Source organism: Streptomyces tyrfis (assembly GCF_037034285.1).
Taxonomy (GTDB): Bacteria; Actinomycetota; Actinomycetes; order Streptomycetales; family Streptomycetaceae; genus Streptomyces.
In genome coordinates this window covers 92352-114938 of the sequence record NZ_JBAGJZ010000002.1, presented here as the reverse complement: position 1 = coordinate 114938, position 22587 = coordinate 92352, and the positions used below count along the sequence as shown (strand labels likewise).

The window sequence follows — 22587 nt, the reverse complement described above, 5'->3', positions numbered from 1 at the left end:
CCCGGGCGGCGGATGCTTGGCGGTATCGAGGCCGCCCGGGGGCCGGTCAGCGACGCTTGGCGTCGGAGGCGAGCAGAGAGCGCAGGACGACCGCGCAGACGGCGACCGAGGCGCCGGTGATGGCGACCGCCAGAAGCAGGGAGACCAGGACGGCGCCGAGGACCAGGACAACGGCTGTCCCGCCACCGACGAGGACGAGCGCGGTTCCCGGAGTGAGCTGGGCTACCGGGCGGGACGACGCCAGGGCGACGGGTGCCGGCGGCGGTACCGGGGAGCCGGGGGTGATGGCGGTCGGCTTGACGACGGCGGGCGGGGTGGCCAGGCCGGTGGGCTGCGGCATGACCGGGAGCTTGGGCCGGAGCACGGGCGGTTCTCCTTTCGTGGGTTACTTGACGGCGGTGTCGATGACGGGGGCCAGAACGCTGTCGGCGAGGAGGTATCCGCCGAGGAGGAGCAGGGCGACGAGCCACCAGGGCGGGCGGATGAGCTTGACGCCGAGGTAGCCGACGGCCAGCAGGGCGAACCAGAGAGGGACGTCCACGGGCGGTGCCTCCTAGCGGACGGTGCAGCGGTGGGTACGGGCGGCGAGCTGGGCGGCGGTCCGGCTGGAGTAGTCGGCGGACCAGCCGCAGCGATCAGCGGTGCAGACGGCGGTGTGCTTGGTCCGGCCGTTGCGGTCGCGGTGGATGCCGATCTGCACGGGGCCGATCCGCATCAGGGAATGGAAGTTGTCGCGGGCGGGCATGTCAGTCGGTCTTCTCTCGGGCCCTGGTAGGGGCGGGGAAGCAAGCGCGGATACCGGCGGCGGTGGCCGGGTCGGCGGTGCGCCGTGCGGCCTCCTCGGCGAGCAGGTGGGCAAGGAAGGGCCGGTTGGCGGCGGTCATCTCGCGGGCGCCGTCGAGGTAGTCGGAGACGGTCAGGTCGGCCGGGTCACGGGTCATCTGTCTGCCTCTCTTGCTGGTCAGGTGAGGTGGGCGGCGATGGCGTCGGCGAGGTGGGGCGGGACGCCAAGGCGGGAGCGCAGAGTGTCGGTGTCGATCGGGGATCCGGTACGGGCGCGGTATTCGTCGGCGATCTTGCGGGCGTGGTCGATCAGTACGGCGGGGACCGGAGGAGCAGGAGCCGCGGCGGGAGCCTGATCCGGAGAGGCGGGGGCCGCGTCGGACTCGGGTACGGCTTCCGTGACCGACACTCGTTCGGCGTCCGGGACCAGCCGCTCGGCCAGGGGCACGACCTCCTCCGGGTCCGCAACGGGTGCCGACACAACCGGCTCCGGCCCTGCAGCCGACGAGTGAGCGAGGAGCGTGCCGCCGAGGAAGGCGAGCGCCGGCCATCCGGCGATGCCGAGGCGGAGCAGTGCGGGCGGGTCCGCCAGGTCGAGGAACCCGGCGGTGGCGACGTTGGCACCGAGCGAAGCGAACAGGGCGACGAGGAACCAGCACCAGGCCAGCCGGGATGGGCCCGCGCTCCGCAGGCGCCGCCAGGAGGCGACCAGGAGCAGGTCGACACTGACCGGGTAGGCCCATGCCTTCCAGCCGTCCTGTCCGGCCGCGGCAGCCAGGTCGTGCAGGTGGGCGAAGGACAAGGCACCGGCGATGACGGCCTGAACCAGGACGGCATCGAAGCGGAGCCCGTGGCCGACGCGCATCAGGGGTTCTCGCCGGGGTGGATGGGACCACCGTCGGGGTCGGGACCGGACGGGAACATGCCGGGCGGCGGCTCAGGCAACGAGACGGCCAGGGACGGGCCGACGGCTTCCACGAAGTCGAGGTCGGCACCGTCCATGTCGGCATACACGGCGAGTTGGCCGAGCAGGAGCACGGTGCGGGCGATGTCTTCGAAGTTCGGGCACATGGCGGGTTCTCCCTTCATCAGGCATGGCGGGGGTAGGGACCTGGCGCGAAGACGGTCACGCCGACCGGTGAAATCGGAAAGGGATCAGGCGGAGGCCGGAATAGGCTTGGCCGCCGATGTGGGACTGTCGGCGTTGCCGGGCAAGACGGGCCGGAACGGGGCCAGCTCAGGCAGATCCGGCGTCCGCTCGGCGTACCGGTTGCAGAGATTCACGGCCTGACGCAGCGAGGTGTGCGGGGCGCGGATGCGGTGCCATCCTCCGGATGAGTCGCCCGCGATGGCGACCCCGCGCATCTCGGCCGGGATCTGGATAGCGGCGAGGACGGCGTCCGGTGAGATGTCGCCGAAGGCCATGTTGGCGGATGTCTCGTCGTTGACGCGGTGGGCGGTACGGCCGGTGAGCTGGGCGCGCAGCATGGTGATGCCCTTGCCGAGTTCGGAACCGAAGCGCTGCCCGCAGATTTCGAGGTAGATGCCGGCCGCGCGCCCGAGTTGGGCGAGGCGGACCAGGGCGGTAATGATGCGGTCTCGCCGCTTCTCCTCCTCCTTGTTGGCGTACAGGGCCAGTTCGGCGACTTCGTCGACCAGGACGACGATCGGGATCGGGCGCAGGTGTTCGGGCAGGTCCCAGATGTCGGCGGCGATCTCCGCGTCCGTCACATCGGCGGCAATCCGCTGCTCGGCGCGGATGAGTTGGTACACGTCTTCCATCCGGGCCACGAGCGCGTCGAGCAGTTCGGCGGCGGTGTCCGGGTTGTCGGCCAGCGCGGAGAACCGGCGGGCCAGCGGGAACAGTTCGACCCCCTTCTTGCAGTCGATGCCGACCAGGGCGACGTTCATCGGGGCGAGTCCGGCGACCAGGTTGCGTTGGTAGACGGACTTGCCGGACTCCGTGGCTCCGAGGGTGAGGGCATGAGGTATCGCCCGGTAGTCGCGGTAGTGCACCGAGCCGTCCTGCCGCAGGGCCACCGGCACCCGCATCGGCCGAACATCGGTCTCAACCGGCATCTGCACCCGCTTGAGCACGTCGTAGCCGGTCATCCGCACCTCTACGACGCCGGAGGACAGCTCGCGCGAGGTCACACCATGCATCGAGAACGAGTGCCGGAGTCGGTCCGAAGCCGCGGCAATGTCGAAGGCGTCCTGTCCGGGGCGGAGCTTGAGCCGCAGAACCAGGCCAGTGCGGGTCGGCCGCAGCCGCAGGATCCGCGGTGAACGGGACTCCGGTATCGGCCGGTTGGCGGCTCGGGCCAGAGCGAGACGCCACCGCGCGGGCGGAACGGTCAGCCCGCACGCGTCCATGACGGAGCTGTACCGGACCACGACCCGCGCCACCGCCAGCGTGACCCCGAAGGTCAACCAGTACCAGGCGGGGCGCCGCCACCGCAGGAGACCCGCGACGGCGGCGACCAGCACCAGAGCGACCACAAAGCCGGTCATGGTCAGGCTGCCTTCGGCCTTGTCGCGGCGTCGGCGAGCGAGGTGACCGCGACCGCGCGGAACGCGATGCCGTGCCGCTTCTGGCCGTTGAAGTCGTTCTCCCAGGGGCGGGCGATCAGGCCGGTGAGCGCCACCGGCGTGCCCATGGACAGTTCACCGGTGACCCCGGGCGCCGGGACAGTGATCGACAGGATCTCCACTTCCTCGTTCGCCGCGAACATCACGTCGACCGTCATCAGCGTCGCGCCGGTCTCGACGTCGGTGGCGATCTCGCCGGTGCGACGGTCCTTGATCTTGGGCTGCGGGGTCTTGGCGACCATCACGGTCGCGGCGGAGGTGTCGACGGGAATCTGACGCACAGCAGATCTCTCCTCTATAGATGCCGAACTCCGTCACTCATGTACATGAGTGACATGAAGAAGAGTGCATCACTCCTGTACATGAGTCAACCCGCCACGATGAAGAACTCGTGACGGGCTGCGAGGAGTTGAGCGGGTGTCAGTCGACGGCAGGGATCCGGTACTCGAAAACGAACTGGTCAGCGGCCATGAGCGTGTCGCACACCTCGACCACGAGACCCGCGGTCGTCCGAGCCTCCCGGATCAGATGAACCACCGGCGCACCCGGGCTCAGCGCCAGTTCCGAAGCCTCCCCCTTCGAGGCCGGACGCGCCTGCAACGTCTCGACGAACTCCGCGAACTCATACCCGTGGTCTTCGAGTCGGGCGTAGATGCCACCGCCGCCGGGGTTCTCGGCGAACAGCTCCGGGATCTCCTTCACCACGTCCCAGGGAAGGTAGGACGTGGCGGTCTCGACCGGGGTGCCGTTGCGGAAGTAGAGACGCCGACGGGCCAGCACCTGCGTGCCGGCAGGGACACCCAGTCGTCGGGCAGCATCCTCGGGCGCTTCCATGGGCCCGATGTAGAGAACGCTGACCTTGGCAGCCGCGCCGGACTGCGCGGACTCCGCAAGGTAGGCGGCCTGCCCACCCTGCCGGAGCGAACGCCGGAAGCGATCGGAGGAGCGGTGCCGCACCGGCGGCCGGTTCTTCACGATCGAGCCCTTGCCGTGCCGGGTCTCGACGAGCCCGCTCGCCCGCACCTCGACCATGGCCTTGCGGATGGTGCCACCGGACACGCCATAGCGATCCACCAGCTCAGATTCACTCGGCACCATGTCACCAGGCTTCAGGACACCCGCCCGAATCTGCTGCACGATCTCGTCCGCGATCTGCACGTATCGAGGGCTGGCCCCGCCCCCGCCTGCCGCAGTTCCCATAGTCCTTCTCTGCCTCCTATGCTCCTCTACATGAGTCAATCACAGGAAGCGACACCGTCCCCCCTGCACTCCGTGTCCGTGGCCGGAGTAGTGGTGCGCGAGGACGGGCGCCTCCTGGCGATCCGCCGGGCCGACAACGGCACCTGGGAACTCCCCGGCGGCATCCTCGAACTCGACGAGACCCCCGAGGCCGGAGTGGCCCGCGAGGTCCTGGAGGAGACAGGCATCCACGTCGAGGTGGACGAACTCACCGGTGTCTACAAGAACCTGACCCGCGGCATCGTGGCCCTGGTCTTCCGCTGCAAGCCCTCCGGTGGCACCGAACGCACCTCCAGCGAGTCCACGGCCGTCGCATGGCTCACACCCGACGAGGTCAGCGAGCGCATGTCCGAGGTCTACGCGATCAGACTCCTGGACGCCCTGGGTGGCAACGGCCCGCACGTACGGAGCCACGACGGCAGGCACCTCATCCCAGCGGGATAAAACCTTCTCTCCTTCATCAAGGCACCCGGCTGCGCTCCGCTCCGCCGGGCGCGCTTCCCGGCTCTGGCTGCGCCCGCGCTCCTGCCTTCGGCCCGCTCGGCGCTGCCGCCGCCGACGCGCGCCCGCAGTGGATAGGCCCGTGGGGCATGAGACGAGAACCAAGCCCGCGGCTTCAAGACATGCCTCCGGCGGGGGCGCTCAGACTCCGGGATGGGAGGGGCGCCGTACGCGAGTGCAGGCCGGAGCGTGGCGAGCGTCGTGGGCTCCCATCCCGACCACCTTCGCCCCAGGCAGAGCCGAGCAGTCGCGGCCCAGGGCGTCAAGGTCGTTCGTACAGTGGCGCGCTCCACCTTGACGCCCTGAACCACGACCGCTCCACGGTGTGTGGGTCGAAGGCGGACGGGATGGGAGCTGGGGTGAGTGGTGGGTGAGGGTCGGCAGACGCGCTGCCCAATAATTATGTGATCCTGATCACGCGACAAAAGACTCATAGTTGTGACATAAGGTCAGGAGACACTGGGTTTGCAGGGATGACACCCCATCAATTGTCGGAACCGTGTGATATGGCGTCGAGGTGTCCATGTGTTGCGGCTGGTCAGGGCCTCACGCGTTGTCGCAACGGGATCTGGGTCCGCGCCGGACCTACATGTGGACGACGACTTCGAGGTCGAGAACGACAACTTGGTCGGCGTCACGGTTTGTCGGTGCCGTGCCATAGCGTAGGAGGACCAAACCGAAGGGCACGCCCGCCTCTTGGGGAAGATGCGTCGGGCGTGCCCTTCAAGAACCGGAGGAAACATGTTCATCCCGGATCTCGGTGGGGCGGCACTCAATGGCGCCCACCTTCTCCGTACTGTCGCACGCCACACTGACAGCCGCAAAGAACCGCTGTTCGCTGCGGCCTTCGCTTTGGCCTGCGTCATCAATGGCGACAGCCTGACGAGCGTGCTGCGTCAGGCCACGTGGTTCATGGTGGCCCTGATCGTGCTCATCCTCGTGGTGGTGATCAGCGATCGATTCACGACGCCGTACACCAGCATCTCTACGGGTGCCCAGCCTCGGACGATTGAGTGACATCAACCGCTGACACCAACAGCTCCGACTCCACGCAGTCGGTCGCGGACACTCGAACCGGTGCTGTCTGGTCGCATTCCATGTTGATCAGGTTCAGCGCGAGGGCTGAACCGACCTGATAAGGATGAGGCTCCAACTTGTCCGCGAGGGGGCGTCGCTCAGGTTGTGGGCGGCGCCCCCTCAGGCTTGGCTCAGTCAGTGAGACTTCACCGGACCCGCAGAAAGGGCCTCGTGGTGATGCCAGATGAGGTATCGATCTTCTCGGCGTAGCTCCGCGGCACCCCACTCCAATCGCATCACGCCGTGGTTCATGGAGCAGGCGTAGGCGACGAGGACCAAGCCAACTTCCGGGGGGATCTGACCGAGGTCCCTGTGAGTCTCTTGCTCGTCGAGTTCTTCGAGCCCTAGGTCCAGCTCTCCCTGCATGGGTTCCGGCCCGTGACGTCGAATGAGGTCAGCGCGTAAGCCCGTGGCTCGCCGGAGTCGTGCTGCGGTGACGGGTACGTCCGTCTTGGCGTAGCGGATCGGGTAGATCACGTTGTCCGCGACGATCACGACGGTTCGGGCTTGGAGGCGGACTGCGGTCGCGCCAGGGAGATGTTCGAGGCCGGCGGCGAGCTCCTCGTACTGCACGGCGTGGAGGCCGTGTCCGTACGCCTCCAGCGTTTGGGTGTGCACGCCTTGGTGGCCGTTTCGCGCCCGTTCGTGGGCCCGCGTCAGGCACGCGGGGATGGCATCAGCCAGCGCACCCGCCACCTCGCCGAAGGTCTCCTTGGCCCACGGAGTCACCACACTCATTGCCTACAGCCTTTCCCCCGGGTATCTCGCCCGCCACGCAGCACCGCGCCCACCGTCCCGGCCCGAACCCCGACGTGCTAGTGCGCATAGGGGCGCATTCACGCACAGAGCCGGCGCATGGTCGATCGTAAATCCAAATCGGATGCCGAAATTTGACATCCGATTCCCATGCGTGCATGGTGCTTACGATCGCGCCTTGCTGTGAGGTGCGGCATCTCTCGAAGGAGGCCCATGAGCGAGACGGCATCGGACGCCGTGGAGTGGCAGCTCAAGCCCGGCGACCAGATCGAACGCAAGGCGCTGCACAGCAAGTTCGGGGGACGGACGCAGGGAGGTATCGGGCCGTCAGCCAAGACACCCAACGTCTTCATCTTCACGGACCCCGTCGCCGGCGAGAAGCATGGCTACTACGACGACTGGATGCCGGACGGCCGCTTCCACTACAGCGGAGAAGGCCAGTACGGCGATCAGCGGATGATCTCCGGCAACGCCAGCATCCTGAACCACCAGGCTGAAGGGCGTGCTCTGCGCGTCTTTCAGGGCGCCCGCGGAACGGTCACCTACCGCGGCGAGTTCACCGTCGATCAGGAGAACCCCTGGTACTCCGCGGACGCCCCCGAGACCGACGACGGCCCTCTCCGCAAGGTCATCGTCTTCCGGCTCAACCCGGTAGACACCGCGCCGCAAGAGCCTGCCACCAAGCTCGGCCGGCTGCTCGTCTCGCACCCCAACCAGGTGGACGACCTTCCCTTGGAGAGGAACGAGAGCGAGACCACGTTCGTCAACCCGAACCAGGAGCCCTACGAGGCCGACCGTAAGGAAGCCCGCCTCGTCAAGGCGTTCGCCGACTACCTGACCAGCAATGGTCATCGGTCCGGCCGGCAGCGCATCCTGCCCCCCGGGGAAAGTCGCCCGCTCTTCACCGATCTCCATGCCAAGGGACTCGGACTCCTGGTCGAGGCCAAGGGCAGTGTCACCCGCGAGAACATCCGGATGGCCATCGGACAGCTCGCGGACTACAGCAGGTTCGTCGACCACACCATCCGCGCCATTCTGCTCCCCTCCGAGCCGCGGGAAGACCTCCTGGACCTGGCCAAGGCGCAGGACTGCGCCGTGATCTGGCCCGAGGGTAAGGGGTTCATCAGCACCAACCCCAAGGCACTTCCGTAGTGGATGGCCCTGTACCGCAGCGCAGTACCGCAACCCCAGCAACCGGCCCCATACGCCACCACCTCTCCGGGACCGGGTAGCGGCCGGTATGGCCCTTACTGACCGATCCAGCTAGAGCTACGGATCAGAAGGTTGCAGGTTCGAATCCTGCTGAGTGCCCAGCAGGCCAGAGGCCCTGTGGAGAGATCCACAGGGCCTCTGGCTTTTGCCTTGATGGCAGCGTTTGACGGCAACCGCCTCAGCGGGCGAGTGCAGGGCTGATTGGACGGCGACGAGGACACCGGCCGCGCCGTCGTCATCGTCCGGCCTGTTGCCGTCACCCCTCAGCGCATCCCCGACGCGGTCGAAGGCCGAGCGCTGGGAGTCGAGCCGAACAAAGGTATAGATGTCCACGGTCACGCGGATGGAACTGTGGCCCAGGACTTCCTTGATCATCCGAGCGTCGGCGCCCTGTTCATGAAGCAGAGACGCGCACGTGTGGCGCAGGTCATGAAAGTGGACCTTACGGACTCCCGCGCGAGTACACAGTGTCTCGAAGGATCGGTTCAGGTTGCGCGGCTCGATGGGGGTCCCGTTCTTCGTGGTGAGGACGAGGTCCTGACCCGTCTCCTTCCGGTTGGCACCAGCCGCCTTCCGGTCGGCTATCTGCTGGGCACGGAGCGCGGTCATGCACTCGGCCGGCAGGGCCACGCGATGGGCCGAGCGCTGATTCTTCGGCGCGACGATCAGTAGTTCGCCGCCGACCCGCTGTAGGGCCTGGCTTGCACACTGGGCAGGCTTGCTGTTCGCCTCAGATTCGTCGCAGCGCATCTCTCCTGTCCGGCGCAAGCACCATACGAAAGCATGCGCCAGCCGCTAATGTTCTGATTGTCGACACACGCGAGGGGGGAAGACATGAGGGATGCTATAGCCTTAGATCTTCGTCAGATGATCTGCTCCCTGCATCGTCTGGATGCAGTGCGAACCGAATGGGTTTCCAAACGGTTTTGGCGCGGACTAAAAATTCGAGCTGAGCGAAATACGGAGGCTCGCAGGCGGTGTCTTCCTGAATTTTTAATCTATCAAACGTTACTCTCGCCAGGTAGATGTTGGCCAGCGTGGATCCATGAGTCTTGGCTGGTTGGGCACGTACCACTTCCGGTTAGATTCTCGCAGGCGAGCCACATGCACCCAGAGGACGTCCTTCCGGGATCAAATTTGATTGAGGCGATCCCTGGAAGCATGCGCGGCGGCCCAAATGGCACGGTCAGCTTTAAAGTGTTCCATCCAATGGTCACCGCAGGGTTTGTGGATTACTCGCGTCTTGGCGGTAGAGGGCAGGCGCTCTTGGCCTCGCGGACGGGCAGAGTCAAGGCGTTTTTCCTTGATGACTTTACGGGAGTTCAGCGGCCAAAGCTGATGCCCGAACTCTGCGTCGAGAAATGCACTCGAAATCTGGTTTCAAATAAGATCGAAGAAATACTTATCGCCGGTGGGGTCGAAGTTTCCGAAACAACCTACAAGAATCTGGCATCATCCAACGTATCTCGTCAAGACAAGCTCCTGGCGGAGGCTGTGAGGACAGGTCATACGTGGGGGCTGTTTTCGATTGATCTCCAAGGTACAGCTCTGACTGAGGCGGGTTACGTATACCTTGACGCACTCAGGCGTCTGCGTGGAAAGAAAATCCCAGGCAAGGATCGAGAGGTGGCCATGTCATACGACCTCCGCAATGCAAAGATCAACAACTTTCAACAGGGTGGAATCAATCTCGGCTCTCAAACCTTTAACGACAATGGATCTGCTCAGCTACCACTTGAGCAGGCCGCGGAACTCGTTCGGCTGGTGCTCGATGAAGCTCCGTCCTTGCTCGCCCACGCCACTGTGGTTCATGGCGAACTAAGGCAAGCTCAGGAAGAAGGATCCGGCCCCGACCACGGACGCATCAGCGCCGCTCTTGCCAATATCACTGCGGGACTAAGTGCAGGCAGTTCAGCGCTCGCGTTGGCCGAAGGAATCAGGGGTGCTCTGGGCTTCTGACAGTTGCCTTCCCGATGAACCTCCGCGCGCGGATCAGGCGTCGACGTGGCACGTTGCGGGGAGCAGATGTAGCGGCAGGGCGCTGGCAGTCGAGCGGGCGGCGAAGCATCGTGCTCTATCCGTAGGGCTTCTACCCTTGACGGTACCCAGGAAGCGGGCCGTGCGCGGAGTGCACAAGCCAGGAAGTGGTTGGCGACGGGGCGTCAGCGGGTCGCTTCGGCCATGAGCAGTGCAGCCAGAGGAGGGGGAAGCGCGTGTCTGAACTGAGTCCAGAGGGGTTCGCGCTCGATGGGGAAACGCATTCCTGGCAGACGGGAAGGATGCCTGAAACCGAGCAGGACTGGATCAGCGAATACCGACTCTTGCTAAAGAGCGATGAAACTTCGATGCGCTTGTGGCGGGGCCAGCGTGATGAATTAGAGGAACTTACGCAACAGATAGCCGATCTTACGGAAGAGAATCGGCAGCTCGCGGCTGAGCGCAAGCAACCTGCATTTCATCTCGGTAAGCGCCCAGAAACACCAGAGGAGATCGACGCCGAGGTCCGTCTACGCGAGATCGAGCGCCGCTGGGAAGTGGAACTCGCGGATCGGAAGCACCGGGCAGATCTTGCTTTCGATCAATCCAGCCTTGTTCGGCGCGCAGAGGGCGTTCGCGGCTGGGCGCTGGTTGCTGTGGTCTTTGCGATCACCGCCTCCCCTTGGGTCGCCATGATCACTGGGGTTGCCGCGAAGGACTTCAGTCTTTATGTCACCCCGGTCACAGGGATCGCTGGGGCCATCATCGGATACTGGTTCGGTCAAGGGCAGCAGAATGAGCTTCGCCCTCCGACAATCGTCAACTCTCCGACCGCCATGCCCCGCGCAAAGTCGCAGTAGTAGCGGTTGGTACACCGTCGCCGGGCAGTTCGATGTCTCCCGAGGCGTCAGTCCGGCATAGGAAACCGCCCCAAAGCGGCCGCATCGACGGTGCCTACAGTGGCCGTGGGGTTGGGCAGGTAATACCTGCCCCCCTCACCGCTAGGGAGTTCGTCAAGTTATTCAATCTAGGAGATACTGACATTCAGAGCAAATATCATCGTCACCGTCGCCGTAGAAATTCTGGGGGACCCTCTTGGCTGCTTCGATGAGCGAGTCGTAGGTGTTGACCCAATATCTACCACCGCTAGATCTAATGGCATTCAGGCGTTGTCGATCGGAAGGCGTGACATTCTTGCGTTGCCCGATTAGGATATGGCTGCTCGCTGCAAGCGGGGTCAGGTTGACGAGACCAAGACCGAACGGCTTCTCTCGCTGGGCGTAGTCCTGATTCAGGCTGATCCAGTGGTGCCAATCGCCCACCTGCTGAGTCGCTTCCACCATCTTGGTCGCAGGTTTACCATTGCTCGGATTGAACCATTTTGCGGCGGGGTTTTCGATCTCCACGAGCCGATAGTTCAGGAGTAAGCTTTCCGTTCGGGCGGCCAGAAAGTCAAGCCGGAATTCCTGGCCTAGCCATACCTCCTGCTTGACCCACCAGCAGTAGCCACCCCCCAGGAGGCGGCATAGAATCTGCGGATACTCCCACAGGAATCTCTGCATTGGATTTTCGGTTGTGGACGTTTCCACTTCTTTCTGGAATCGCGCAATCACGTCCGGGTCAATCGGATCGAGTGCGCAAACTCTCCTAAAACCGAGTGGCGATAGTGCTTCGTGGCAGAAATTAACTCGGATGTCGAGTTCGGCATCGTACCTGTCGTCCAATTCCCACCCCTTTGACGACCGCAGCTGTCTACGCATCCCAGACAGGCTAGCGCGGCCGACTGACAATGCCACGCACTAACGGAGGTGACACCGAGGTGCCCGTGTCTTCGTGGATGGTTGAGGATGCCAAGCAGCGGTTCTTCGGCATCGTGGCGCGGCAGCTCGCTGACGGATACGAGGCCCCCGGATGGGCCACGGCGAAACTCGCCGACATTCTGACGCTGCGCCGTACCGCGCAGGCGTCGACTCGCAACCGCACCGGACGACCATGCGTCAGGCCCTACGACTTCACGGGTTCAGCCTCAGGGGTTGACGGCAATGCTGACGGCAACGACTGCACATGACGCCCGCCAGCGGCCCTCTCTGAGCACCAGGGCAGACCGCTGCTGGGGCCTCGCACCAGTACCCTGCCCGATCCTACGGATCAGAAGGTTGCAGGTTCGAATCCTGCCGAGCGCACATAGACGAGAGGCCCCGGAGAAATCCGGGGCCTCTGGGCGTTGCCTGGGCGTACAGCAGCGAAGTACAGCAACCGTGTCAGCAGGTTCCGCCCATCGCGTCGGACAGCTTGCCGATCGCGTTGCGCACTTCTTCCTCCTTCGCCTCGGCATAGACCTCCATCGTCATCGCGATCTGTGATTAGCGAAGGATGCGCTGTGCCACCTTCGGCTGGATCTTGAGCGCGACCAGGAGCGAAGTGCATGTGTGTCGCGTGTTCCGCAGCGGGATTTCCCGGAGGTCGGCGCGACGGGCTCGGAGGGCGAACATCCGGGTGAGGTTCCCCGGCTCGATCGGGGTCCCGTACTTGGTCGTGAAGACCAGGCCATGAGCGTCCTGCCAGAGATCCCCGGCGCTTTCCGGTCACCCAACTGCTGAGCCCGCCGCTTCCGAAGCGCCTTGGGGCAGAGCGCCAGCAGCGGTAGGAAGTCATCGGATTCCTCCGTCTTGGTCTCACGGTGGAGGATCTGTCGTTGGCAGGCACCGTGCAACACAACGGCCCCTGACCGTTTCACATGGTCAGGGGCCGTACGCCTGCGCGGTGGGCTTCCACTCGTCTCCTTCAGGAGCGGTGAGGTTCGTTCACCGCCAGAAGGTGACCGCGGCTGGTCGCTACACGGAGCACATCTTGCAAGGCCCCGGCCAGTTCCTTCACCAGAAGTCGCAAGTCCTCCAGGCCCGCTTCCTTGTCGCCGAGGGTTTCCGAGGCCTGTTCCAGCAGTTCGGTCGCCATCCCCAGTTGCACCGCCTCGATGTTGTCCGCCAGCCGGGACATGTGTCCGTCTCGGTCATCGGTACTGAGGTAACAAGGCCTGCCTTCCGGTCCCGACCACGGGAGAAGCCGCAGTTCGTTTCGGGGTGTCATCCTTGCGTTTGCCTCTCGTTGATCATGTGGTGAGTAGTGAAGACCGCATCGACGCGGTCCCCCGGGAACACCAGATATGCGGCCTCAATGACGCGGCCGGCGCTGTCGGCTGCGACGCGAGTGATCGCGAGAACCGCCACGGCGGAGCTGATCCGAAGGGTCGATGCTTCGTCCGGTGTCGGCAGGCGGGCGCACACCGTCTCCCGGATGTCGGCCAGCGGAGGGTTCAGTACGGCAAAGCCCCTAACCCTCCGCTTACATGCGGATCCGTCGCGGAGCGTTGCGGTCGGCGTCAGGTCGCGCGGGACGTAGATGCGGGCCAGGCTGTGCGGCGACTCCCGCTCATGGCTGAGACAGAAGTACTCGGTCAACGGGCTGCCGCTCGGCACCCTCAACAGGTTTGTCAGGTGCCCGTGCGCCCGGATCGCGGTTCTGCGGACAGTGACACGCAGAGCCGCGTCCGCAGCAGTCGCCGGATCCAGCGAGCCTCGTCCCCCGACATACGTGATCTTGCGGAGTGGGCGACGAACGAAGTTCCCCTTGCCGTGGATCTTCTCAACGAGCCCTTCCCGCTCAAGCACTGCGAGAGCCCCCCGCAGCGTCGGCGTGCTGACCATGTACTGACGTGCCAAGTCGGCCTCGGACGGGAGGCGTTCGCCGGCCTCGATGCGACCGGTCGTGATCCGGTGCCGGAGGTCACCGGCAATGTCGTAACGGCGAGAAGACATGGACTCAGTCACCGCCTTCTCAGCATTCGCACGGCAGTGAGCCGAGTTCGCCCATGAATGGTCAACTGCTCACCCGTCTCGAACAGCAGCTGCTTGGCACCGTGCGGCAGTTGGCACAGGTCACTCACCCGGCACGCCCGGCCGCCGACTTGGATGACGTCGCCGCGTCGCACGGTGGTCGAGGTGATCTCGACGGTGGATGGCAGCGCAGCGCTGGGCGCCCGTCCCCTCATCGCTGCACCTCCCCGGGCGCGGGCTGGGTCGACGTCGAGTGACAGGGGCAGTCGCACACCTCGTAGACCACCCGGACGCCGGCCGGCACCGAGGGCGGGAAGAATTCCGTGCAGGCGTGGTGCGTACCGATCCGACATGCAATCGATCGGTAGGAGGCCCCCGCGGCGGGCGTGGCTCCGGACTGTTGGCGAGGAGGCATCAACGGGCCCCCGCAAGAGCCGACCAGGCCTCAGTCGACAGATGGGGAGCCAGGACCATCGAGCGTTGCCGTACGTGCTTCTCCCAGGCCAACACGTACGGACGGACGAGCGCGATGTCCTCACCCGCGAGCGAGTCCGCGTGGTCTACGCAGTCCGAGACCCGTCCCCCGCCGGCCGTCGACCTGTCAATGGGCGCAGGGGGCACGAAGGCAGCCATCGGCCGGGAGAGCGTTAAGGGGCGGCGGTGCCTGCCCTTGTGGAAGTACCGCTCTCTGGTGAGCGAGACGGCACGGCGGATACGGTTGAACACGCTACTCAGCTCCTATCGCTGATGGCTCGGTCCCCCGACATCGCCCGTCGAGGGGACCGCTTTGTCTACGACCGCCCAGAGGGTGCGGCCGTTCAGGCTGGTGGCCAGGAGCCCGAACCGATCGGCTTCGGCCACCGCTTCCAGAACCTCCCGCCATGACTCGGCGGAGAGCGATTCCGGCACCTCCGTTTCGACCGACGTGTATCCGGCGTGCTCCTCCAGGCGCGCGGGGAGCCCGACGGACGACAGCCGGGCGGCGATGGCCGCCGCGCTTACTCCTGAAGCGGGCACAGGGCAGCCTCCGTCACCGGCGATCACTTTCAGTGAAGCTAGTTAACTAGGTTAGAGCTAGTGGACTAGATTTTCCATATGCCTGAGCAGCCGCCCTATCTCCGCATCGCCGACGAACTCCGGCGACGGATCACGGAGCACGTATGGGAGCCGGGCGATCGTCTGCCCTCCCGCGCCCAGATCGGCGAGGAGTACGGCGTGGGCGAGAACGTGGTCCGCCGGGCGCAGGAGCTGCTGATCTCCCAGGGCGTGCTGGAGGGCCGCGCCGGTTCCGGCACGTACGTCGCGGAGCCACGGCAGCGGGTGCGGGTGGTCCGTTCAACGGCACGCGAGCAGCCCGACGGCTCTCCGTTTCGTGCGGACATGAAGGCCGTGGGCAAGCAAGGGGATTGGGAGAGTCTGACCGACGCCAAGGTCCCCGCCCCTGCGGAGATTGCGGCCCGCCTGGGTATCGCCGAGGGAGATCTGTGCGTCCGCACGACGTACGAGTTCCTGGCCGACGGCAGGCCGGTGCAGTTGTCGACGAGTTGGGAGCCGTACGACCTCACCGCCGGCACTCTCGTCGTTCTCCCCGAGGGAGGGCCGCATGCCGGGGCAGGTGTCGTGAACCGGATGGCCGCAATCGGCATCACCGTCAGCCACGCCGTGGAGCAGCCGGAGCCGCGGCTGGCGACCGCCGAGGAGGCATCGCTTCTGGGCATCCAGAAGGCCGCCTTCGTCACCCACATCCGGCGGACGTACTACAGCGACCAGGGGCGGCCCGTGGAGACGGCCGACATCGTGGTGCCCGTCGCTCACTGCGAGATCGTCTATGAGATCCCGATCAACCGGTAACCGCGGTATCTGACGGGCGTCCGCCGCCCTGTGGATCTCCTCGAACCGGGGTCAGGTCGTGCCCCTCGCGTGCCCCTTCCGTGCCCGATCGGGCGGGAAACCAGGGGGAGACACGGTGACTGACGGACACCGGGCAGCACCACGGCCCCCGACCGTCTTGCCTGGTCAGGGGCCGTTCAGCTGTGCGGTGGGTGTGGGATTTGAACCCACGGTGACTCGCGCCACGACGGTTTTCAAGACCGTTCCCTTAGGCCGCTCGGGCAACCCACCCCGCGTCGCCGGTTTCGAGGACCGGGGTCTACGCGAGAACAGCCTAGCCGGTCAGCTGTCGCCCTTGCGCTCCCCCAGGGTGACTTCGGCCGTGGCCGTCCGACCGTCGCGCTGGTACGTCAGCTTCACGCGGTCGCCGGGCTCGTGGGTCCAGATCTGGCCGATCAGGGTCGGGCCGCTGTCGATCACCGTGTCGTCGAACTTCGTGATCACGTCGCCCGCGCGGAGACCGGCGCGGTCCGCGGGGCCGTCCTTGGTCACGGCCGCCGTGCCGCCCGCGCCCTGGTCGGAGATGACCGCGCCGCCGGACCGCTCGTCCATCCTGACCGTGGCGCCGATCACCGGGTAGACGGGCTGACCGGTCTTGATCAGCTGCTGGGCGACGCTCGTCGCCTGGTTGATCGGGATCGCGAAGCCGAGGCCGATGGAGCCGGCCTGGGTCTGGCCCATGCCGCTGCCGGTGGACTGGATGGCCGAGTTGATGCCGATGACCGCGCCGCGTGCGTCGAGCAGCGGGCCGCCGGAGTTGCCCGGGTTGATCGAGGCGTCGGTCTGCAGGGCGCTCATGTACGAGTTGTTGCCGCCTGCCCCGTCCCCGGAGGCGACCGGGCGGTTCTTGGCGCTGATGATGCCGGTCGTGACCGTGTTGGACAGGCCGAACGGGGCGCCGATCGCGATCGTCGAGTCCCCGACCGCGACCTGGTCCGAGTCGCCGAGGGACAGCGGGGCCAGCCCCGACGGCGGGTTCCGCAGCTTCAGCACCGCGACGTCGTAGCCCTGCGCCCGGCCGACCACCTCGGCGTCGTACTTCTTGCCGTCGGAGAACGTGACCGTGAGCCGGCCGCTGTTTGCCGCCGAGGCCACCACGTGGTTGTTGGTGAGGATGTGGCCCTGCTTGTCGTAGATGAAGCCGGTGCCCGTGCCGCCCTCGCCGTCGCCGCTCTGCGCGTCGATGGTGACCACGCTGGGCAGGGCCCTGGCCGCCACGCCCGCGACGGTGCCGGGGTCGCGCTTGAAGCCCTGCGGGTTCGCCGCCGCGGAGACGGTGGTCGACCCGCTGGACGAGTTGTGCCGGTCGGCCGCCCAGTAGCCCAGGGAGCCGCCGATACCGCCCGCGACCAGCGCCGCCACCGCCACGGCGGCCACCAGTCCGCCCACCCCCCGCTTCCGGGGGCCCTGCGGGGGCGGGGACTGCTCCGGGGCGCCCCAGACCGGAGCCGCGCCGCCCGCGCCGGGGTGCGCGTACGTGGACATGGCGGGCGGGGGCGGGGGCCAGTTCGCCTCGGCGGCCGACTGGAAACCGGGAGGAGTCGTGCCCGCGGCGGCCCCCGTGGGCGCGGCGGGCCCGGCGGGCATGGCCGGTCCGTCCGCCGGGGCGGCGGGCCGCTGCTCTCCGGACGGCTGGTGCGGAGCCGCGGCCTCCGGGCTCTGCGGCTGCGCCGGGGCCGTCGCGGAAGCGGGAGGCCCCTGGGGAGCGTCGGCCGGCACTGGAGGTACGGACGGAACGGGCGGGACTGCCTCGCCCGCGGTGCCCTCGCTGCCCTCGTTCTCTGTGCTCACAGCTCTTAACTCCTCGATTCACACGATTTTCGGCAAGAGATCCGCTGTGTACGTGTCCTGGGACAGCTTTTCCCAAGACCCGTCAGGCCACTGTAAGCAGGACCTGTGCATCCACCGGACCAATCTTTACATCCGACAAAAAGGTCTATGGGTGCGGTCCCGCCGCGACGCGCGGCGACGTCGCCCGACACGTCGCACGCGGCGCGCGCACGGCGCGTCGCGCGGGCGCCGCCGGCTCGCGCCGTATCCGCCCGCTCGCGTCGCGCCCGCCCGATGCGCGGGCGGCCGCACCCATGCCGTATCCGCCCCTGCGCGCGGGCGCCCGCGCCCCGCCGCCCGCGTCCGCCCACCACCACACCGCGCCGCACCACACCCGCCACCCGCCCCATACCCGGGCATTCCGCCCGACGCCGTACCCGTCACCCGCCCCTCGGTGACACGATGACGCGGTGACCCCAGCACGGCAGCCCTCGACGCCCTCGCCCCATTCCATCCAGGTCGTCGCCCACCGGGGCGCGTCCGACGACGCCCCCGAGCACACCCTGGCCGCGTACCGGAAGGCGATCGAGGACGGCGCCGACGCCCTGGAGTGCGACGTACGGCTCACCGCCGACGGGCACCTCGTGTGCGTGCACGACCGCCGGGTGAACCGGACCTCCAACGGCCGGGGCGCGGTCTCCGCGCTGGAGCTGTCCGCACTCGCCGCCCTCGACTTCGGCTCCTGGAGGGACCACGAGGGCTCGGAGTCCCCGGACTGGGACCCGGTGCCGGGCGAGCTCACCTCCGTGCTCACCCTGGAACGGCTGCTCGAACTGCTCACCGAGACGCGGGCCGCCGGCCGCCCGGTCCAGCTCGCCATCGAGACCAAGCACCCCACCCGCTGGGCGGGCCAGGTGGAGGAACGGCTGCTGCTGCTGCTGAACCGCTTCGGACTCGACGCCCCGCCGGCCGGCGGCCCCTCGCCGGTGCGGGTCATGAGCTTCTCGGCGCGCTCGCTGCACCGGATCCAGGCCGCCTCCCCCACCCTGCCCACCGTCTATCTGATGCAGTTCGTCTCGCCCCGCCTGCGCGACGGGCGGCTGCCCGCCGGGGCGCGGATCGCCGGCCCCGGGATGCGGATCGTCCGCAGCCACCCCGGCTACGTCGAACGCCTGCACCGCGCGGGCCACCGTGTCCACGTCTGGACGGTCAACGAACCGGAGGACGTCGAACTCTGCGTCAACCTCGGCGTGGACGCAATCATTACGAATCGCCCCAAACAGGTTCTGTCACAACTGGGACGCCTCTAACATCCGTTACGAGGAGTGCAACGGCGCATTCGAACCGTATTCGATCGTCACGAGTGCGTCACCGGCGGACGAACGGCCGGTTTCCGGCCCTGTCCAGAAGGGCATCCACTCCGTGGCGTGGGGCAAAGGAGGTCTCGGGGGTGGCGTTGGTGGTGGCACAGGAAGTGCCCACGTCGTCGAGCATGGCCGTTCCCCATGGCCCTGCGGGCGTGGGGCAGGCCCGGCACCGGATGCGCGAGCAGTTGCGCGACTACGGAATGCCGGATTCGGTCGTCGACGACGCCGTGTTGATCCTTTCCGAACTGCTCAGCAACGCCTGCCGGCACGGCAGGCCGCTGGGACGGCACACGGACATGGGCGACGGCGACATCCGCGCCGCCTGGCGCGTGGACGGAAAGGGCGGACTGACCGTCGAGGTGACGGACGGCGGCGGCCCGACCCGCCCGGTTCCGGCCACGCCGTCGGTGACGGCGCGCGGCGGCCGCGGTCTCAACATCATCAGTGCGCTCGCCGAGGAGTGGGGCGTACGTGACGACTCGTCGGGCGAGGTCACGGTCTGGGTCCTCGTGAACGAGGGGCAACAGGGCGAGGGGCCAGGCCGGAGGTCCGGGGCGCCGAGCGCCCCCAGCGCCACGAGGGTGCCGGGCATGGTCCGCGCGGCGGGCGTGTCGGGTCCGGCGCGGCTGAAACGGATGGGGTTCACGGAGGCCCTCGACGATGTGGGCTGAGCCGCCGCTCCCTCGCCCGCGACGACGTGGGCTGAGCCGCCGTCCTCTCGCCCGCGACGACGTGTCCCGACGATGCGCCCTCGACGGCGAGGGCCGGCCCGCCGCCCCTCGCCCTCCGTGGCACGGGCTCGGCTCGCCCCTCGACGGGCGCGGGGCGTGGCGGGGCGCGAGGCGGAGTGCGGCGTACTCGGAGTACGCCGGGGGCGGCGCGAGTCGGGGCGGAGTGCGGGCGGCGGCGCGGTACGCGGGCCGCGTGTGTTCCGGACGCGACACGGGCCGCTAGGCTCGCGGGCCAGACCGCACTGTCGCAACCGGGAGAAAGCCCACGATGGCCAAGAAGCGCCCTCAGACCAAGGCCGGGAAGCAGCAACTCAAGGACGGCGAGATCCCGGTGGTCGGGGCCCGCGAGCCCTGTCCGTGCGGTTCCGGCCGACGCTACAAGGCCTGCCACGGCCGGGCCGCCGCCCAGGCCGTGGCCGAGCTGGTCCACCGTCCGTTCGAGGGGCTGTCCGGCGAGTGCGACTGGGTCGCGCTGCGCGAGCTGGTGCCGGCCGCCACCGTGGAGCTGACGCTCCAGGGCGGCCTGCCCGAGGGCGTGCCCTCCGTGACCCTCGCGACCGTGCTGCCGATGGCGTGGCCGGCGCTCCGCCGGGACGACGGCTCGGTGCTGCTCGGACTGCAGAACGACACCCCGTCGGGCGACCTCAGCCGCGACCTCGCGGACACCCTGCGGCAGGCGCTGGCCGCCGACCCCGGTACGCCCGTGACCGCGCGGCGCGCGCCGGCCGACGGCCCGCGACTCCAGGACCTGCTCGACCCGGAGGCCGCGTTCGAGCCGGTGGTGCACTCCGGTTTCGAGTTCTGGGTGCCGGACTCGGAGAACGCCTCGCCCGAGGTGACCGCGTCCCTGGAGCGCGCGAACGAGGCGACGATCCCCACGACCCGGCTCTCCGGCGTGGACGCCGCGTACTGGTGCGAGACCCCGGAGAAGAACCACCTGCGCTGGGTCATGCCGCACACCGAGGAGCGGCTCCTCGACGCGCTCGCCCGGCTGCACGCCGCCGGCGCCTCGTCGTTGGGCGAGGGGACGCGGCTGGTCGGTTCCTTCCGGGCGCACGGGCTGATGGTCCCGGTCTGGGACCTGCCGAGCACGATGGGGGCGGCGGAGTGCGAGAAGCCCGCGGTGGAGTTCGCGGAGCGGCTGGCCGGGGCGCTCGCCTCGGACGCGCCGCTCACCGCCGAGGAGCGGCGGGCGCGCGGCGGGCTCACCAACCGCCAAGTGACGCTCAGCTGACAGTGACGGCCGCCCGGCCGTATCGGTGACCCGCGTCACAAACCCCCGTACCGACAGGTAAATCCCTGTCCGAATACGCGAGATCGAATTTGCGAACGGCAGATCTCTTGTTACCGTTCTAGAAGCCCGGTCGCTGGTGCATCCCCCGTCGCCAGCGATCGGGCATCCTCATTTCCCGGTACGACGCGCGGCGCGCGCTCCGGCGCATGAGCCCCGCGCACAACTCTCCGGCGGTACGCCCCGCCGCATGGCCCGGCCACCCGCCGCCCGGACGTCGGATCCAGACCCTCCACGAGCCGGCACGACCCTCCCCCGCCACCGCGCCACCTCCCCAACCAGGCACGCCGGGAACGGCTTTGGGACCGCGCGGCACGCCTGCCCCCGGTCTCCCCTCCCGGATGCACCACAGGCTCCGGGCAGGCGAATCGCGCCGGACGGAAGAGGATCGAGATCCCCTTGCGCGCCCCCATGGAAGTGATCGAATAAAACTTCGATTATTTCCATGAAAAGACTTCCGAGTACCTGTCAGAAAGCCGGTTCCGCCTGCGCTTTGCAGCGGCAGACTTTGCATGAAGGGATCGCGAAGGGTCGCGACGGCCATGGGGGAGTCAGAACTCCGCGCCTCTCCGCACCGGAAGTCCGTGTCTCGCGCCGGAACCCGTGTCCCGCGGCGAACCGCCGTCCCGTACCGGCGCGCCGCCGCCCACGAGGATTCCTCTCGTCGGCGTTTCCACGGAATACGGAATGGGGAACGCCCCCGCCCGCACCGCGAGCCGCGGGCGGGCGCGCCGCGCCCCGGTCGGCGGGCGCCGGGGCCCGCCCGGCGCGTACCGGGGCGCACCCCGGGTCAGTACGCCAGTCGGCTGCCCCCGTCGGGCGCGGCGTTGCTCGCCTCGACCAGGGCGTCGAGCAGCACTTCCACATCCGGCAGCCATGGCGCTGAGGCGGCGTCGGCGGCACTCGCCCGGCCGCGCTCCCGGCCGTGGAGGACCGGTGCGGGTTCCGGGGCCGGAGGCCGTTCCCAGCGCACCTGCCCCGTCCCCGTCCCGGAGGGCGGCAGGACCAGATAGCCGCCCTCGCCGTGGAAGCGCAGCGAGCTGGGCACATGGTCCTGGGCGTGCAGCAGTTCACCGAGCCGTTCGAGGGTGTACGGGGCGACCAGCAGCGACCACCGGGTCGGCGTCGCCACCACCGGGCCCAGCCGCACCCTCATCCGGTCCAGCTCGGCCAGCGCCCGCGCGGCGGCCACGGCCGGCAGGCTCAGCGCGCAGGGGGCGCGGCCGCCGGTGGCCAGCACGATCGGGGCGGTGGGCCGGTTGGTCCACCACCAGCGCACCATGCGTTCGTCGGTGGTCGCCGCCAGAAGTCCGGGGTCGAAGGGGTGCGCGCCGGGCACGGCGCAGTCGGGATCGGGGCAGGCGCACCCGCGGTCACGGCCGCCACCGCTGCGGGCCGCCGCCGGCCCCACTCCGGGCAGTACGGGCCACTGCCACGCGGTGGCACAGATCAGGACCGCGTCGAGCTGGGCGGGCCTTGCCCTGCGCCGGAGCCTGCGTCGCCTTCCGAGGATCTCGCGCATGAGCGCTCGTTCCTTTCCGTTGAACGCCGAGGGTCCACATCACACCACG

28 protein-coding genes, 1 tRNA gene and 1 pseudogene are annotated in these 22587 nt (G+C 67.8%); 10 read left to right on the top strand and 20 right to left on the bottom strand.

Going from position 1 to position 22587, the window contains the following annotated elements; all coding sequences use genetic code 11:
* Positions 1–46: 46 nt before the first annotated feature.
* From WA762_RS02560 to WA762_RS02520, 9 genes are all read right to left on the bottom strand, one after another.
* A complete protein-coding gene (locus WA762_RS02560; protein ID WP_335932561.1) occupies positions 47–364 on the bottom strand; it encodes a SpdD-like protein in 318 nt (105 codons plus the stop codon).
* Between the two features lie 21 nt (positions 365–385).
* The gene (locus WA762_RS02555; protein WP_335932560.1) at positions 386–541 is read right to left on the bottom strand and encodes a hypothetical protein; all 156 of its coding nucleotides are present in this window, start codon (positions 539–541) and stop codon (positions 386–388) included.
* A 12-nt stretch (positions 542–553) separates the two neighbouring features.
* Positions 554–745, bottom strand: coding sequence for a mobile element transfer protein (locus tag WA762_RS02550; protein WP_335932557.1), 192 nt, complete (start codon positions 743–745; stop codon positions 554–556).
* A gap of 1 nt (position 746) precedes the next feature.
* Positions 747–941 carry a hypothetical protein gene (locus WA762_RS02545; protein ID WP_073786503.1) on the bottom strand — a complete coding sequence of 65 codons (195 nt, stop codon included), beginning with the start codon at positions 939–941 and terminating at the stop codon, positions 747–749.
* A gap of 20 nt (positions 942–961) precedes the next feature.
* On the bottom strand, positions 962–1648 hold the full coding sequence (locus WA762_RS02540) for a DUF2637 domain-containing protein (protein ID WP_335932553.1): 687 nt from the start codon (positions 1646–1648) through the stop codon (positions 962–964).
* The gene (locus tag WA762_RS02535; protein ID WP_335932551.1) at positions 1648–1854 is read right to left on the bottom strand and encodes a hypothetical protein; all 207 of its coding nucleotides are present in this window, start codon (positions 1852–1854) and stop codon (positions 1648–1650) included. The genes WA762_RS02540 and WA762_RS02535 overlap by 1 nt, the downstream gene beginning before the upstream one ends.
* Positions 1855–1938: 84 nt before the next feature.
* On the bottom strand, positions 1939–3294 hold the full coding sequence (locus WA762_RS02530; protein WP_335932549.1) for an FtsK/SpoIIIE domain-containing protein: 1356 nt from the start codon (positions 3292–3294) through the stop codon (positions 1939–1941).
* Between the two features lie 2 nt (positions 3295–3296).
* Positions 3297–3653, bottom strand: coding sequence for an SCO3933 family regulatory protein (locus WA762_RS02525; RefSeq protein WP_335932547.1), 357 nt, complete (start codon positions 3651–3653; stop codon positions 3297–3299).
* A gap of 139 nt (positions 3654–3792) precedes the next feature.
* Entirely contained in the window at positions 3793–4572 is a 780-nt protein-coding gene (locus tag WA762_RS02520) for a GntR family transcriptional regulator (RefSeq protein ID WP_335932545.1), read from the bottom strand.
* Positions 4573–4590: 18 nt separating this feature from the next.
* On the opposite strand from WA762_RS02520, the gene WA762_RS02515 reads away from it, so the two are divergent.
* Complete coding sequence (locus tag WA762_RS02515) at positions 4591–5055, top strand: NUDIX hydrolase (RefSeq protein ID WP_335932543.1); 465 nt, start codon at positions 4591–4593, stop codon at positions 5053–5055.
* 798 nt (positions 5056–5853) lie between these two features.
* The gene (locus WA762_RS02510; RefSeq protein WP_335932541.1) at positions 5854–6129 is read left to right on the top strand and encodes a hypothetical protein; all 276 of its coding nucleotides are present in this window, start codon (positions 5854–5856) and stop codon (positions 6127–6129) included.
* A 195-nt stretch (positions 6130–6324) separates the two neighbouring features.
* Here WA762_RS02510 and WA762_RS02505 read toward each other — a convergent pair whose 3' ends face one another.
* Positions 6325–6927: a hypothetical protein gene (locus WA762_RS02505; protein ID WP_335932539.1), complete on the bottom strand. Its 603-nt coding sequence runs from the start codon at positions 6925–6927 to the stop codon at positions 6325–6327.
* Between the two features lie 231 nt (positions 6928–7158).
* On the opposite strand from WA762_RS02505, the gene WA762_RS02500 reads away from it, so the two are divergent.
* Positions 7159–8097, top strand: coding sequence for an SRA domain-containing endonuclease (locus tag WA762_RS02500; protein WP_335932538.1), 939 nt, complete (start codon positions 7159–7161; stop codon positions 8095–8097).
* 117 nt (positions 8098–8214) lie between these two features.
* On the opposite strand, the gene WA762_RS02495 is transcribed toward WA762_RS02500, so the two are convergent.
* Positions 8215–8907 carry a tyrosine-type recombinase/integrase gene (locus tag WA762_RS02495; protein WP_335932536.1) on the bottom strand — a complete coding sequence of 231 codons (693 nt, stop codon included), beginning with the start codon at positions 8905–8907 and terminating at the stop codon, positions 8215–8217.
* A 354-nt stretch (positions 8908–9261) separates the two neighbouring features.
* Here WA762_RS02495 and WA762_RS02490 point away from each other — a divergent pair, with 354 nt between their 5' ends.
* Complete coding sequence (locus WA762_RS02490) at positions 9262–10116, top strand: hypothetical protein (RefSeq protein ID WP_335932534.1); 855 nt, start codon at positions 9262–9264, stop codon at positions 10114–10116.
* Positions 10117–10370: 254 nt separating this feature from the next.
* A complete protein-coding gene (locus tag WA762_RS02485) occupies positions 10371–10994 on the top strand; it encodes a hypothetical protein (RefSeq protein ID WP_335932532.1) in 624 nt (207 codons plus the stop codon).
* A 162-nt stretch (positions 10995–11156) separates the two neighbouring features.
* Here WA762_RS02485 and WA762_RS02480 read toward each other — a convergent pair whose 3' ends face one another.
* Entirely contained in the window at positions 11157–11858 is a 702-nt protein-coding gene (locus tag WA762_RS02480; RefSeq protein ID WP_335932530.1) for a Shedu anti-phage system protein SduA domain-containing protein, read from the bottom strand.
* A 113-nt stretch (positions 11859–11971) separates the two neighbouring features.
* Here WA762_RS02480 and WA762_RS02475 point away from each other — a divergent pair, with 113 nt between their 5' ends.
* Positions 11972–12202, top strand: coding sequence for a hypothetical protein (locus WA762_RS02475; protein WP_335932528.1), 231 nt, complete (start codon positions 11972–11974; stop codon positions 12200–12202).
* Between the two features lie 193 nt (positions 12203–12395).
* Here the strand turns inward: WA762_RS02475 and WA762_RS02470 are convergent.
* The 5 genes and pseudogenes from WA762_RS02470 to WA762_RS02450 form a co-directional block, all read right to left on the bottom strand.
* Positions 12396–12829 (bottom strand): annotated as a pseudogene (locus tag WA762_RS02470) (site-specific integrase); the annotation flags it as partial.
* 89 nt (positions 12830–12918) lie between these two features.
* Complete coding sequence (locus tag WA762_RS02465) at positions 12919–13221, bottom strand: hypothetical protein (RefSeq protein WP_335932526.1); 303 nt, start codon at positions 13219–13221, stop codon at positions 12919–12921.
* A complete protein-coding gene (locus WA762_RS02460; protein WP_335932687.1) occupies positions 13218–13949 on the bottom strand; it encodes a GntR family transcriptional regulator in 732 nt (243 codons plus the stop codon). Before WA762_RS02460 ends, WA762_RS02465 begins: the two co-directional genes overlap by 4 nt.
* Before the next feature lie 8 nt (positions 13950–13957).
* Positions 13958–14182 (bottom strand): hypothetical protein, encoded by a 225-nt coding sequence (locus WA762_RS02455; RefSeq protein ID WP_335932524.1) that lies wholly within the window; start codon positions 14180–14182, stop codon positions 13958–13960.
* Positions 14183–14705: 523 nt separating this feature from the next.
* Positions 14706–14984 (bottom strand): hypothetical protein, encoded by a 279-nt coding sequence (locus WA762_RS02450; protein WP_335932685.1) that lies wholly within the window; start codon positions 14982–14984, stop codon positions 14706–14708.
* Positions 14985–15062: 78 nt separating this feature from the next.
* Between WA762_RS02450 and WA762_RS02445 the strand changes: the two genes are divergently transcribed.
* Positions 15063–15818: a GntR family transcriptional regulator gene (locus WA762_RS02445; protein WP_335932522.1), complete on the top strand. Its 756-nt coding sequence runs from the start codon at positions 15063–15065 to the stop codon at positions 15816–15818.
* A 185-nt stretch (positions 15819–16003) separates the two neighbouring features.
* On the opposite strand, the gene WA762_RS02440 is transcribed toward WA762_RS02445, so the two are convergent.
* A tRNA-Ser gene (locus tag WA762_RS02440) sits at positions 16004–16088 on the bottom strand.
* A gap of 51 nt (positions 16089–16139) precedes the next feature.
* The gene (locus WA762_RS02435) at positions 16140–17648 is read right to left on the bottom strand and encodes a S1C family serine protease (RefSeq protein ID WP_335932520.1); all 1509 of its coding nucleotides are present in this window, start codon (positions 17646–17648) and stop codon (positions 16140–16142) included.
* 449 nt (positions 17649–18097) lie between these two features.
* Here WA762_RS02435 and WA762_RS02430 point away from each other — a divergent pair, with 449 nt between their 5' ends.
* From WA762_RS02430 to WA762_RS02420, 3 genes are all read left to right on the top strand, one after another.
* On the top strand, positions 18098–18937 hold the full coding sequence (locus WA762_RS02430; RefSeq protein WP_335932518.1) for a glycerophosphodiester phosphodiesterase family protein: 840 nt from the start codon (positions 18098–18100) through the stop codon (positions 18935–18937).
* A gap of 53 nt (positions 18938–18990) precedes the next feature.
* Complete coding sequence (locus WA762_RS02425) at positions 18991–19665, top strand: ATP-binding protein (RefSeq protein ID WP_335932516.1); 675 nt, start codon at positions 18991–18993, stop codon at positions 19663–19665.
* Positions 19666–19993: 328 nt separating this feature from the next.
* A complete protein-coding gene (locus WA762_RS02420) occupies positions 19994–20959 on the top strand; it encodes a DUF5926 family protein (RefSeq protein WP_335932514.1) in 966 nt (321 codons plus the stop codon).
* Between the two features lie 847 nt (positions 20960–21806).
* Here WA762_RS02420 and WA762_RS02415 read toward each other — a convergent pair.
* On the bottom strand, positions 21807–22538 hold the full coding sequence (locus WA762_RS02415; RefSeq protein WP_335932512.1) for a bifunctional DNA primase/polymerase: 732 nt from the start codon (positions 22536–22538) through the stop codon (positions 21807–21809).
* Positions 22539–22587 lie beyond the last annotated feature (49 nt).

Coding starts and splice junctions, on each gene's coding strand:
- WA762_RS02520 (WP_335932545.1), bottom strand. CDS start 4,572: ATGGGAACTGCGGCAGGCGGGGGCGGGGCCAGCCCTCGATACGTGCAG.
- WA762_RS02445 (WP_335932522.1), top strand. CDS start 15,063: ATGCCTGAGCAGCCGCCCTATCTCCGCATCGCCGACGAACTCCGGCGA.
- WA762_RS02535 (WP_335932551.1), bottom strand. CDS start 1,854: ATGTGCCCGAACTTCGAAGACATCGCCCGCACCGTGCTCCTGCTCGGC.
- WA762_RS02490 (WP_335932534.1), top strand. CDS start 9,262: ATGCACCCAGAGGACGTCCTTCCGGGATCAAATTTGATTGAGGCGATC.
- WA762_RS02495 (WP_335932536.1), bottom strand. CDS start 8,907: ATGCGCTGCGACGAATCTGAGGCGAACAGCAAGCCTGCCCAGTGTGCA.
- WA762_RS02510 (WP_335932541.1), top strand. CDS start 5,854: ATGTTCATCCCGGATCTCGGTGGGGCGGCACTCAATGGCGCCCACCTT.
- WA762_RS02505 (WP_335932539.1), bottom strand. CDS start 6,927: ATGAGTGTGGTGACTCCGTGGGCCAAGGAGACCTTCGGCGAGGTGGCG.
- WA762_RS02540 (WP_335932553.1), bottom strand. CDS start 1,648: ATGCGCGTCGGCCACGGGCTCCGCTTCGATGCCGTCCTGGTTCAGGCC.
- WA762_RS02415 (WP_335932512.1), bottom strand. CDS start 22,538: ATGCGCGAGATCCTCGGAAGGCGACGCAGGCTCCGGCGCAGGGCAAGG.
- WA762_RS02500 (WP_335932538.1), top strand. CDS start 7,159: ATGAGCGAGACGGCATCGGACGCCGTGGAGTGGCAGCTCAAGCCCGGC.
- WA762_RS02455 (WP_335932524.1), bottom strand. CDS start 14,182: ATGAGGGGACGGGCGCCCAGCGCTGCGCTGCCATCCACCGTCGAGATC.
- WA762_RS02475 (WP_335932528.1), top strand. CDS start 11,972: ATGGTTGAGGATGCCAAGCAGCGGTTCTTCGGCATCGTGGCGCGGCAG.
- WA762_RS02420 (WP_335932514.1), top strand. CDS start 19,994: ATGGCCAAGAAGCGCCCTCAGACCAAGGCCGGGAAGCAGCAACTCAAG.
- WA762_RS02460 (WP_335932687.1), bottom strand. CDS start 13,949: ATGTCTTCTCGCCGTTACGACATTGCCGGTGACCTCCGGCACCGGATC.
- WA762_RS02550 (WP_335932557.1), bottom strand. CDS start 745: ATGCCCGCCCGCGACAACTTCCATTCCCTGATGCGGATCGGCCCCGTG.
- WA762_RS02465 (WP_335932526.1), bottom strand. CDS start 13,221: ATGACACCCCGAAACGAACTGCGGCTTCTCCCGTGGTCGGGACCGGAA.
- WA762_RS02515 (WP_335932543.1), top strand. CDS start 4,591: ATGCTCCTCTACATGAGTCAATCACAGGAAGCGACACCGTCCCCCCTG.
- WA762_RS02530 (WP_335932549.1), bottom strand. CDS start 3,294: ATGACCGGCTTTGTGGTCGCTCTGGTGCTGGTCGCCGCCGTCGCGGGT.
- WA762_RS02545 (WP_073786503.1), bottom strand. CDS start 941: ATGACCCGTGACCCGGCCGACCTGACCGTCTCCGACTACCTCGACGGC.